A 12,300-nucleotide genomic window follows, 5' to 3' on the forward strand; every position below is an offset into this window, starting at 1 on the left:
AAGTAACTAATGCTGTAATCTGAAGCTTCTTGGTTGGCACCCAATACCAAGCCGTTTTGCTGGGTTAAGTTAAATACGCCTTCGCCAGTGTCACCGATTTCACATTCTTCGATTAGGGGGAGTGGGTTGGCAACAATAACGTTATACTGAAATATATTAAAACTAGCGATATCAAAACAATCTTCACTTCCTGTATTCTCAGCACGTAAATATATAGTCTGCTCATCAACTCCATTAGGCAAGGTGTAGTTGTTTGGAATTAAAATTGGGTTTTCTCCTGCTTCGGCATCTACTTCGGTTGAGTGGTAAGAAACATTAACAATATTGGGATCCTGAACTCCTATAGAAATTGCATCATTTTCAGTTAAATCGAAAATTTGAGTAGGTAGTGTAAAATCGCCACAATTGGTAAGATTAGTTAATTGATTGTCTTGTATTTCAGGTTCTTCAAAGAAGATGATTTCAAAACTATCTATAGCCGGGCCTTGTCTTTCTCCAGAAATGTTTTCATTTACTCTAACCCAAATTTCTTGCACAAAATTACCTGGTGGAATTGGAAATATTTCTGGGTTTTGAATTGGATCGACAAAATCGATAGCATCTTGTTCAGAATCAAAATAATGAGCTTCCATATTCAAATCAGCTAGCGATGAAGCATCATTTGGAATAGGTTGCCCTAAACCATTGTGGATTAAGTAATCAAAAGGGTCAATTTCTAATAAACCGTTTTCTAATTCTCCTCCTTCACCACAAAAAGTAATGTTTGGAAATGGAAATGGATCATCCGGATTAGCACTAGGTTCACCATAATTAGCAGTAGGTAGGAACTCTACAACAATTGAATCTTCATCATCACAACCGCCATCTCCACCAACAAAAACAGTATATGTTCCTGTTTCAGTAGCGTTATAAGAAGCATCATTAGCACCATCAATAAGGTTACCGTCTAAAAACCAATCGATTTCAATATCACAATTGGTGTCTAAAACTCCTCCAAAAACAGTTAACTCTTGTTCTTCACCATATGGCAATACAAAATCTGTTTCTACAGTAATATCATCACCTAAATCAGCACCAATATTAAACGAACCACCTTCAATAAACACAAAAGAATTCAATATTGAATCATTCCAATCGGCTATCATTAGTTTCATGGTGTAGGTTTGACAAGGAACTACATTAAAAGAAGCAGTTAATAAATTAGTTTCTCCATTTAAACTATGATATGGTGGATCTAATTGGTTGAAAAATTGTGAGTAAAAGGAACCTCCTAAAGAATTAGCACCACAATTAAAACTAGGTGGACCAGGATGAATATTAGTAGCTGTTGTAGGAACCAAAAAACCATCTGGCGAAAAAGTTGCCACATTTAAACCACCTAAGTCTTGACTTTGTATAGCCGTATTAGGATTAGCATCATGGTCATAATCATTTATATTGTTAATACCAGGACCTGAGACAATAAAAGCGAAGGGGTCAGCATACGTACAGGGATAGTTTGAAGTATATTCTTGCGAAGCATAAATATAGTTAAAACTTACTTCACTTTCAAAAGAACTAAATTCAAACTCTATAACTGTTGGATCATTTACGTTATTTGTAGGGTTACCTCCAACGGTAGCTAGAAGCTGTTCATTGGGTGCTCCACCAGGCTCACCCCATCCATTTTCAAATCCAAAGTCTCCAACTATTTCACCAATACCAGCGCTACCAATTACTAAACCTTCTTCAAAAGGAAAATTACTACAACCTCTTGTAAAATAGCCAATACTACTTCCATTAGGAGAGCTAACGGGTGATGTTATATTATTTACATTAGCACAGTCGCCACCGCCAACCATTACATCTTCAATTAATTCTTGAAGTGTAAACTGATCGTCCTGAACACTGACTGACAATTCATTGGTACCGATTATAAAGCTAAAACCAACGGGATCTGATTCACAGAAGAATTCATCTGTTACGATTAATGTACCTTGGTAAAGACCTGGCGTGTTAAATGCTTGAGATGGATCAATACCAGTTAGTGTAGTCGAACCATTATTAGGTTCTTCTATTTCCCAAGTAAATGTAAGCTCATCATTTGGAGTACCATTAGAAGCATTTGCATCTGCATTAAACGTAATGCCTTCGTTTTGTGGGAAAGTTAGAGCATCTGAACCTGGTTCTGAACAAATATTATCAGCTTCGATACTAACTACAATGGCTTCTATATCTTGGCATGGTTCACGACAATCTATTGTTGCTGTAAAATTCACATCAAAAGATGGTGGTACAAATCCAGCCTGATAAACAATGGTTATACAACCTGAAGTGTTGCTTTCGGTTGCAGAAACAAAGCCTCCGTTGGGTAAATTTCCTGGTAATGAATACAAAACTGGTGAACTAATATTATCTCCATCATAAATAGTGAATTCTTGGGTTAAGTTGCCCCCTGGGATATTAAATTCTGTAAAATCAATTGTACTCAATAATCCGTCTTCATCAGGACAAATAACCAATGTATGATTCATGTTTCCAATTTGGCCATCATCATTATTTACGGTGAGTGAACCCTCACAAGTAGTAATTGCATCTACTTGTTCTAATTCTAACCAATTGTAATCCTGACTGTAAACAGTTAGTGTAAAAAACACTATAAATAAAAGTGAAAATTTCTTTAACATAGACTTATTATTTCGTGCGTAAATATATTCAAAGTATTGAGTTTCTTTTCCTATTTTTGAAAAAAATTACTTGAATGAAGACCTATACATTTGAAATACAAACTACAAATAATCCATCCATTATAAAATTTGTAGCCAACGACTTCCTAGTGAACCACCAAAGTTTCGAATTCAATAATATTGAAGATGCAAAGCCTTCGCCTTTAGGACAAAAATTATTTCATTTACCATTTGTAAAAAGGGTTTATATTTCTCAAAATTTTATTGCTATAGATAAATACAATATTGTAGAATGGAGCGATGTACAAAAAGAAGTTTTAAAAACCATCCAAACTTTTATAAACAATGGTGGTCAAATTATTGAAGAAACTGAAGCGCCCAATAAAGTACCGGTTACTGTTTATGCAGAAAGTACGCCCAATCCTTCGGTTTTAAAATTTGTAGCTAATAAAAAGCTTGTTTTACAGTCTATTGAATTTAAAAGTATTGAAGAAGCTAAAATAGCTCCACTAGCAGAGCAATTATTTCATTTTCCATTTGTAAAAGAAGTATTTATGGACAGTAATTACGTTTCTGTACAGAAATATGATATTGTAGAGTGGGAAGATGTTACTACCGAAATTCGTGAATTTATAAAGAAATTTATTGAGTCTGGTAAAGAAGCTGTTAACCAGCAAGCAGTTCAAAAACAAGCAGAAAAAGCCCAAAGTAATTCAACTAACAACTCATCTTTTGAAGATTTAGACGATATATCTCAGCAGATTGTTAGCATTTTAGATGAGTATGTTAAGCCCGCCGTTGCTAGTGATGGTGGAAATATTGTATTTGAATCGTACAACGAAGAAGCTAAAGAAGTAAAAGTAATTTTACAAGGCGCTTGTAGCGGATGCCCATCATCGACAATGACTTTAAAAAACGGTATTGAAACCATGCTAAAAGATATGCTACATGGAAAAGTAAACCATGTGGTTGCAATTAATGGGTAAGTAACTTCCCTTAGTAAGTGTTTTTATCTACTCCACACTGTTCCAAGTATATATAAATTTCTGAGTTGAGCGTTTCGCTTGATCCTTCAGGTTCTAAAGTAATTTCAAATGCTTCTGAAGTTGGAATATTTTTAATTTCAAAAAGTTTAGTTTCAGACAAAGCAAAACCATCAATCACGCCAATACTTGAAAGAGTGGGCGGCTTTATTAACTAAGACCTAGTACTCCATCATGCGGTTCGGGCAAAGCTTGCAATTCTAAATAAGCAGTTTGCGATTTTTCACTTAAAAAACTTTCGCAAATGCATCATAAAACCAAAAAAACATTGTTTAGAATGACCTAGTTGTGTTTCTAATAGTTATGTAAAAAGAGTGAGATGGTTCATTTTGAAATGTAAATTTTATACAAATCATTCGACTGTACTGTTTAGTAAACTACTTTTGCAACACAAAGAACAATAGATTCATATTGAAAAAAGACTCCCAAAAAATCACTTCAGAAATAATAAATGTAATTATTCCTGCTTTTAACGAGGCAGGTTCAATAGCAAAAGTAATACATGCTATTCCTAATTTTGTTGAAGAAATTATTGTAGTAAATAATGGCTCCACTGATGCCACAGCCACTGTTGCTAAGCAAGCTGGAGCTAGCGTTCTTACTGAAAAACAAAAAGGCTATGGCTATGCTTGTTTAAAAGGAATGGAATATATAGCAAGTAAAACTAAACTTCCTGATATTATTGTTTTTTTAGATGGAGATTTTAGCGATTATCCAGAACAAATGCCTGAATTATTAGTACCTATTCTGAATAAAAACTACGATTTTGTGATTGGTGCAAGAAAAAAACAATTGCGTGAAAAAGGAAGCATGACTTTTCCTCAAATTTTTGGAAATTGGTTGGCTACTTTTTTAATGAAGCTATTGTATAAAGCAAAATTTACCGATTTGGGTCCATTTCGAGCAATTAAGTATGAAAAATTACTTTTGCTAAATATGCAAGACAAGACCTATGGATGGACTATTGAAATGCAACTAAAAGCTTTAAAACATCAATTAAAACACAGAGAAGTTCCTGTAAAATATCGGAACCGAATCGGTGTTTCTAAAGTTTCAGGAACGCTTAAAGGTGCTGTAATGGCCGGTGTAAAAATTTTAGGTTGGATTTTTAAATACCGTTTAAAATAATGGAGTTAATAATCATCATTCTTTACAGCTTTTTGTTGTTTATTATCTTTGCATATAGTTTGATACAATTAAATTTGCTTTTTAATTTTCTAAAATGGAAGAAAAGTAAAAAAGTAAAATCACCCAAGTTTGATTTTACAAAACCTGATGAAATTCCCGTTGTAAGCATTCAATTGCCTATCTACAACGAAAAACAAGTGGCAAGACGATTAATCACTCAAATTTGCCAATTAAACTATCCAAAAGACAAATTAGAAATTCAGGTTTTAGATGATTCTACCGATGCTTCTGCTCAAAAAAATAAAGCATTGGTTGAAGCTTTTCAGCAAAAAGGTATCGATATAATTTACCTTCATCGAAAAAACCGAGTTGGTTTTAAAGCTGGTGCACTAAAGGAAGGTCTCGCTGTAGCCAAAGGAGAATTCATCGCTATTTTTGATGCAGACTTTCTTCCTAAACAAGATTGGTTGTACAAGACTGTTCCTTATTTTAAGGATGAAAAAATTGGCGTTGTTCAAACCCGCTGGGGACACTTAAATAAAGATTATTCGTTACTAACAAAAATTCAAGCTTTTGCTTTAGATTTTCATTTTGTGTTAGAACAAGTGGGAAGAAATTTTAGAAATCACTTTATTAACTTCAATGGAACAGCAGGAATTTGGCGAAAAAAATGCATTTTGGATGCTGGAAATTGGCAAGGTGATACGTTAACCGAAGATTTAGACCTTAGTTACCGAGCCCAATTAAAAAATTGGAAGTTTAAATATTTGTTAGATGTGATAACTCCTGCTGAGTTGCCTGTTGTAATCCATGCCGCTCGTTCGCAACAATTTAGATGGAACAAAGGTGCAGCAGAAAATTTTCAGAAAAATTACAGCTATGTATTGAAACAAAAAGATGTAAAATGGGTAACCAAAATCCATGCTTTTTTTCATTTACTCAATAGTAGCTTATTTGCCGTGGTTTTGGCTTTAGCTTTATTAAGTGTTCCTATTTTGCTCATTAAAGCAAATTCAGCTGCATATCATGTTTTGTTTTATATCATTGCATTTTTCGGTTTAAGCACGCTAGTTTTTATTTTAGTCTATGCGTTCACATATCGAAAAATCGAAGGTAAAAAAGCTTCCGTTTGGAAATTTGCAGGCTTGTTTTTTAGTTTTTTTTCCATTGCTATGGGCATGTCGGTAAATAACACCAAAGCGGTTATAGAAGGTCATTTTGGAAAAAAATCTGGTTTTGTGCGTACCCCAAAATTCAACAGCGTTGAAAACAAAAAAATTCATATTAAAACAAAAAGAAATTTATCTTGGGAGAACGGAATTGAATTTATCTTGATGGTATATTTTGCTTTTGGAATTTATAGCGCATTTCAACTAAATGAATTTGGTTTACTGCCTTTTCATTTAATGTTGTTTTTTGGCTTTAGCTTTGTTTGGTACAAAAGTGTTTTTAAGATGAGTTAATTCGATTTCAAATAAGCGAAAAATTATTTTACACTGAGAATATATAAGATGCTAGCTAACAAAACTTTTAATTACCTGCTTGTTTTTATTTCCGCTTTGCTGTATTTGTATTTTGCTTATTTCTTAAATAGAAGCGATTTTTACCTGCTTCTAGGTTTGTACAGTGTTTTATTTCTAATTTTAACTAATTTATTAAAAAATGCGGATTTAAATTTTAAGCAGCTTACTTACATTTCAATTGTATTTTATGCTTTGTTTTTGTTTAGCACTCCTAATCTTTCTCAGGATTTTTATCGCTTTATTTGGGATGGTAGAATGCTCGCCAATGGAATAAGTCCTTATCTATTTACACCCAACGAAATTTTAAAGCAAAATCCAGAAATAATTCCACAAGCTCAAGATTTAGTAAATGGAATGCAGAATTTAAATGCAAGTCATTATTCTAATTATCCACCTGTTAGCCAGTGGATTTATGTGTTGGCTGCTGCAATCGCACCAAAATCTATTCTTGGAGCAACAATCGTAATGCGAATTATACTCATTTTGGCAAATGTTGGTATACTGTATTTTGGCAAAAAAATATTAGGCCATCTAAACTTACCACTTAACAACATTTTTTGGTTCAGCTTAAATCCCTTAATTATTTTAGAGCTTGTTGGAAATCTTCATTACGAAGGTTTAATGTTGCTTTTCTTATTGGCTGCTATCTACTTTATTCTAAAACAAAAAACAAGAATTGCAGCTTTATTTTTTGGACTTTCGGTCGCAACTAAATTGCTTCCGCTGGTATTACTTCCTATTTTTTATCGATTTTTTTCGCAGAACCATAAACCAACTTCTATTTTTAGAAATAAAAATTTGCTTCAATTTATCCAATTTACAGCGCTAAGTATATTTGTTTTTATACTTAGTTTTTGGGGTCTAATTGAAGAGCATTTTTTTAAAAATTTTTCAAGCAGCATCGCTTTATGGTTTGGTACATTTGAGTTTAATGCTAGTTTTTACTACCTGTTTAGATGGATTGGCTTCCAATTAGTAGGCTGGAATACCATTGCAACACTTTCAAAAATAGGTTCTGTTTCCATTTTTATTTACATTTTATATTTGGCTTTTTTAAAGAAAACTTCATCTCAAAAAGCAATTTTTCAGCTTTTATTATTTGGGGTAAGTTTTTATTTTTTGTTTTCAACTACTGTTCATCCTTGGTATATAGCCACACCTTTATTGTTGAGTGTTTTTACGCGTTTTAAATTTTTAATTGTTTGGTCCTTTACGGTAATATTGAGTTATGCAGCCTATCAAAATGAGATTTATACCGAAAAAATAGGTTTAATTGCTTTGGAATATACCTTAGTACTAGGGTATTTAATTTATGATTTGTTGTGCTTGAAAAAGAAAAAATCTGTTTTTTTAAAATAAAAATAAGCTAAGCTAATGCCCAATAAAATAAATAATAAAGAGTAATCTAAAGCCATTTCTGGAACATCTTTAACCAAGGCACCATCTCCTCCATCTCCAGGTGGTTCGGGTGGGTTAGCAGAACCCGGAGTCTGAAAAGAATAAGCAAAGCTACACAACAAAAAGCTTGCTAAAAACAAAAATATAAATCTGTTGTTTTTCACTTATTCTTTTATTAATTGATAATTAAAAACAGTTTTCTCGCTGCTAATTTGAAGTATAAATATTCCTGTAGAAAATGAACTTAAATCAATTTTAAAAGAATTTGAATTCACTTCTTTTTGTTTAGGCATTAGTGCTCTCCCTAACACATCGTATATTGTTACGTGAATATGTTCTCCATTTTGGAAATGATGTTGAACCCAAACTTCTTCATTTACAACTGGATTAGGATAAATTTTTATTTGCTTTTGAATTTCAGCAATACTTGACAATGGAATTTCTTCTAAAATAAGTTGAAACCGCTCAGTTGAAATACTTTCAGGAATACTGGCGTCTACACTGAAGTTATGCGTATAAACTTCATCATTTTCTACTTCATACATTTCATTCAAATAAGCATCTTTTAAATGAATCTGCTGTGTTTCTAGATTACTTAGGTTAATTGTTAGCTGGTAATCTTCTAATTGATAATTTCCAGTAAATAACTGAATTGTATCATTTTCAACCAAAGGTTTCTTTTCAATAGCCAACCAATTATTCGGTTTTTTTATCGCGATATATTCAGCATTGTTCCATAGTTTTTTCGCATCTTCAAAACTGACTTCATCGGTATAATTTTGACCAAATACAATTCGAGTTGCATCGATAATAGAAGGTGAATTTTCTTCAGCTAAGCGTATATAAATTTCAGATGTGTTTGAAATAGAAAAAGTTTCAACATTGGTTATGTCTTCTGTTTTATGACTTTCTTCAAAAGTTATGGAAGAAGTGGCTGCAGAAGTTTCCATAAAAAAAGCTTGCCCTGGTTGAAGCCGTTCATTTGCATTTGAAGCAGGCGTTGTTAATACAGGATTTTCGGTTAAATCGATAGTTGTGTAACCGCCGGTAGCTCCTATATTCGGATCCCAGATGTACATAAAATTTGTGTTTAAACCAGTTGTGTTTATGGTTTTTACATCTACCTGTGCTTGGTACGGATTGCCAATTAAAGCAAATTCTTCGGCAGCAGTTGGCATAGTTGAAGATTGAATTGTAAAAGTGCCTATTTCTGGGCCTCCAAAGTTTCTAAGAATTGTTGCTCCTCCTTGGGCTTCATTCGAATTTAAATTAGTTGACCGATCGCCTCGAACCATTAAAGCATATGCTTTTCCAGCTTCCAAATTAGTTGCATTGGTATTTGGAATGGCCGACCATTCTTGTGTTATGTTATTCCAAGTAAACATCGAAGGATTTCCAGTTAAGGTCGCATCAAAACCATTTGCCCCCGAAGTGGAGCCAGTTATATGTGTTCCATATCCAGAATTGGGGTTTTCATTATCTGTTGGATAATTGGTACCCAAATTATTTACCCCTTCTTGCCAATTAGCTCTAATATTATCGGTTGAATTTACAGGCGAAGAAACGTATCTAAACGAACGGTTTACATCAGAGAAATAGCGTTCAGTCCGAATATTTCCTGTAATACTACCACCCAAAACTTCTGGAATTATAGCTGTTTTTAATGCAGAACTTTTAAAAGTTAAATTTCCATTAGACGAAAAAGTCCCATTTTTTAAAATGAATTTATTGTGAATATTCAATGTGTCAGTAATTGTTATCCCTCCACTTCCATCCATTTCAAATTCAGCTAAAGCATTTGCATTGACAGGGCTTTGAAGAAACTTTAAAGTTCCTGCTGAAGCATTGGTGGAGTTAAAAACAATTCTAGAATCAACTGAAGCTTTTAGAGCAGAATTATTATTAAAAACCACACTTGTATTGGTTGAATTACCAATTTGCAATACATTTCCATTTAAATTTAGAATGGCTTCATCAGACATTTGTAAGCCATCTCCATTTCCCGAAATAATAATATCTTGGTTTAAAGTTACTTCTCCAGCTGTTTTAGCGATAATTAAAAAAGGAATTTCAAATTCAGTTGCTGTATTGAATTGTTGATTTTCACTTCCTTCAAAAAAAAGAGCACGGCCATTATCTTGAAATACGCCATTATTAGTAAAATCTCCGAATACTTTTAAGTCGCCACCTGATAAATTAGATAAAGAAATTTGTCCATTATTTAAAACATTTCCTCCAACAACCAGAGATCCAGTCATATCATCACTCCCAAAATCCATGAGCAAAAAACTACCTGCATTAATAGTTAAATTAGCTTTCATGATGGCATCAAACTCTTTCCGTTCAAAACCTAAATTTACCGCTGTATTATTTTGAAGTATTACATTACTTGGTGTCCCTTGACCTTGTGGGTCTTCAGGATCAACATTACTCCATTCAGAGCGTCTTTGATAAGGCGTGGTTGGACTGCTTCCCGAATTGTAAATTAAAGTAGAGTTCGCAGTATAAATTGGTGAATTGGTATTCACAAAACTACCAGAATTTAAAGTCAAGCTTCCGTTAATTGTACAAGTAGTTCCAAATGAAACACCGCCCGTATTTAGCACTACATCGTTTAAGCTAAGTGTTCCAAAAATAGAGCCATTGCCTAAAAAGTTTAAGGTTCCGTTGTTGGCATTAAAAGTTCCATTATTAATTAAACTGCCATTGTTTCGAATGTTTAAAGTTTCTGCATCCGAAAAATTTAAAGAAGCTCCAGATTCAATTTCAACATTACTCGCTTCTCGGTCATCGGTCAAATTTAAGTCATGCGCTACAATTACATCAGCGTCATTTGGTGGAACAACCCCAGCTCGCCATGAAGAAGCTGTGCCCCAATTAGTAGCACTAGATTTTGTTATGTATTCTGAACGAACAGTGTAAGAGTAATTTGAGCCTGTGTTGTTGTCTGAGTTTATAGTGTAAAAATCAGAATTACTTCCTGAAATTGAAAGTGGATTATTTGAAGCATCTGTGCCAGAAGTGAAAACATAGTAGTCAATTTCTGCACCAGCTATATTTATAGTTGAAGGAATGGTAGCTGTATAACTAGTTCCAGAACCTGTCATATTTACAACTGTTGAAGAATTAAAATTATCAGTAGAATAACGTAAATAAACAGCTTGACCAGCGTTTAAAGTGGCATTTAAACTAGCCGTAATGCTTACATCTTCTCCAAAAAAAATATCGCCATTGGCTTGTGACTGGCTAACACTTGAAACTGTTCTTATATCTCCTTGAACTTCAAAAAATATTAAGGCTAATGGACTGGGTGGATTTCCACCTGCTCTTGTTTTAAATACATAATTGTAATTAACATCTGCGTTTTCTATTTGAAATGCATTAAAGTCTCGCTTAGCATATGCTGTAAATTCTTGTCCAATTATCATAATTACACCGTCAACATCTGGACCCCATTGATCTTCGTTATTATCCCAACAAGTTACTAGTCTAAAAAACTTATCTCCATTTAAATTATTTGGCTGAAAAACACCAATTCTTGAACCGCCAGCTCCATCTGTAAAGCAAATTCTATTAGTAGGATTATTCCACCCATCAGTAAATCCATCACCCAGAATTGCATTTTGCCCATGCAAACCAAATTGCATACACATCATCATCCCGAAAAGCATCAAAATTAACTTCATCTAAACCAAATTGCTGGTTAAAGCTAATTATAATTTCATAAATAAAAAACAATACGAATAGTAAATCAGCATTGTTTTAGCAATAAAAATAAGTTATTAACAACTACATCGTTTTCGATTTCAATAATTCTCATTTTTCACATTTTCAATTTATTAGAAGACTTAAAGTAAACTCTAGAATATAGTTTATATTCCTGATGAATGTCATTTAAAAAACAGAATTCCCTAGGTAGTTTTGCTTCAACAAATCTTAATAAATTTTGTAATATGAAAAGTACATATCGGATACAGAAAACTTGGATCATCATCTTTTTTATGACTATTGGATTAGCTCTACAGGCACAAGAAAAATTCAATTTTACTAATCACAAAATTTTAATCGAAGGAACTTCAAATATCCACGATTGGGAAATGGAAGTAGAAGAAGCAGATGGCTTCATTGAAATGAAAATGGAAAATGACAAGCTTAATATTTCAAATATTTCATTAACAATTCCTATAAAATCTATGAAAAGTGGAAAAGGAAAAATGGATAGTAATACGTATGAAGCTTTAAAAGAAGAAAAAAATCCTAACATTACTTTTTCGTTTCTTGAAGCTACACAACTTGAAAAAACAGGGAATTTTACCTATACAGCAAACCTAAAAGGAAACTTAAGCATTGCAGGAAATACGCAAGTGGTAAGCATTCCTGTAGAAATCGATAATAACCAAACCAGCCTAGTAGCAAACTACACAATTACTATGACCGACTTTGGTGTAGACCCACCAACAGCTATGTTTGGTACAATTAAAACAGGTGATGCTGTAAACATCAACTTTAATCTAAACTACAATAAACAATAAACAACAAACA

Annotated in this window: 9 protein-coding genes; 5 read left to right on the forward strand and 4 right to left on the reverse strand. The window is 33.1% G+C overall.

Features of this window, described 5'->3' with window-relative positions; genetic code table 11:
• Positions 1–2,666 (reverse strand): choice-of-anchor L domain-containing protein (locus tag IEV63_RS00005; RefSeq protein ID WP_188404702.1); only part of this gene is annotated, 2,666 nt, incomplete at its 3' end.
• 74 nt (positions 2,667–2,740) lie between these two features.
• Between IEV63_RS00005 and IEV63_RS00010 the strand changes: the two genes are divergently transcribed.
• Positions 2,741–3,652 carry a NifU family protein gene (locus tag IEV63_RS00010; protein ID WP_188404703.1) on the forward strand — a complete coding sequence of 304 codons (912 nt, stop codon included), beginning with the start codon at positions 2,741–2,743 and terminating at the stop codon, positions 3,650–3,652.
• 10 nt (positions 3,653–3,662) lie between these two features.
• On the opposite strand, the gene IEV63_RS00015 is transcribed toward IEV63_RS00010, so the two are convergent.
• The gene (locus IEV63_RS00015) at positions 3,663–3,830 is read right to left on the reverse strand and encodes a hypothetical protein (protein ID WP_188404704.1); all 168 of its coding nucleotides are present in this window, start codon (positions 3,828–3,830) and stop codon (positions 3,663–3,665) included.
• Between the two features lie 290 nt (positions 3,831–4,120).
• On the opposite strand from IEV63_RS00015, the gene IEV63_RS00020 reads away from it, so the two are divergent.
• From IEV63_RS00020 to mptB, 3 genes are read left to right on the forward strand one after another with little or no spacing between them, the layout of a single operon-like run.
• Positions 4,121–4,837 (forward strand): glycosyltransferase family 2 protein, encoded by a 717-nt coding sequence (locus IEV63_RS00020; protein WP_229737132.1) that lies wholly within the window; start codon positions 4,121–4,123, stop codon positions 4,835–4,837.
• Positions 4,837–6,300, forward strand: a complete 1,464-nt coding sequence (locus IEV63_RS00025; RefSeq protein ID WP_188404705.1) for a cellulose synthase family protein — start codon at positions 4,837–4,839, stop codon at positions 6,298–6,300. Before IEV63_RS00020 ends, IEV63_RS00025 begins: the two co-directional genes overlap by 1 nt.
• Before the next feature lie 48 nt (positions 6,301–6,348).
• Positions 6,349–7,719 (forward strand): polyprenol phosphomannose-dependent alpha 1,6 mannosyltransferase MptB, encoded by a 1,371-nt coding sequence (gene mptB, locus IEV63_RS00030; protein WP_188404706.1) that lies wholly within the window; start codon positions 6,349–6,351, stop codon positions 7,717–7,719.
• Here mptB and IEV63_RS00035 read toward each other — a convergent pair.
• Both IEV63_RS00035 and IEV63_RS00040 read right to left on the reverse strand, forming a co-directional pair.
• Complete coding sequence (locus IEV63_RS00035; RefSeq protein WP_188404707.1) at positions 7,671–7,922, reverse strand: hypothetical protein; 252 nt, start codon at positions 7,920–7,922, stop codon at positions 7,671–7,673. The genes mptB and IEV63_RS00035 overlap by 49 nt on opposite strands.
• Positions 7,923–11,444, reverse strand: a complete 3,522-nt coding sequence (locus IEV63_RS00040) for a T9SS type A sorting domain-containing protein (RefSeq protein ID WP_188404708.1) — start codon at positions 11,442–11,444, stop codon at positions 7,923–7,925.
• 267 nt (positions 11,445–11,711) lie between these two features.
• On the opposite strand from IEV63_RS00040, the gene IEV63_RS00045 reads away from it, so the two are divergent.
• A complete protein-coding gene (locus IEV63_RS00045; protein ID WP_188404709.1) occupies positions 11,712–12,290 on the forward strand; it encodes a YceI family protein in 579 nt (192 codons plus the stop codon).
• The last annotated feature ends 10 nt before the right edge of the window (positions 12,291–12,300 follow it).

This window comes from Psychroflexus salis (genome assembly GCF_014640175.1).
In the GTDB taxonomy this organism is placed as follows: domain Bacteria; phylum Bacteroidota; class Bacteroidia; order Flavobacteriales; family Flavobacteriaceae; genus Psychroflexus; species Psychroflexus salis.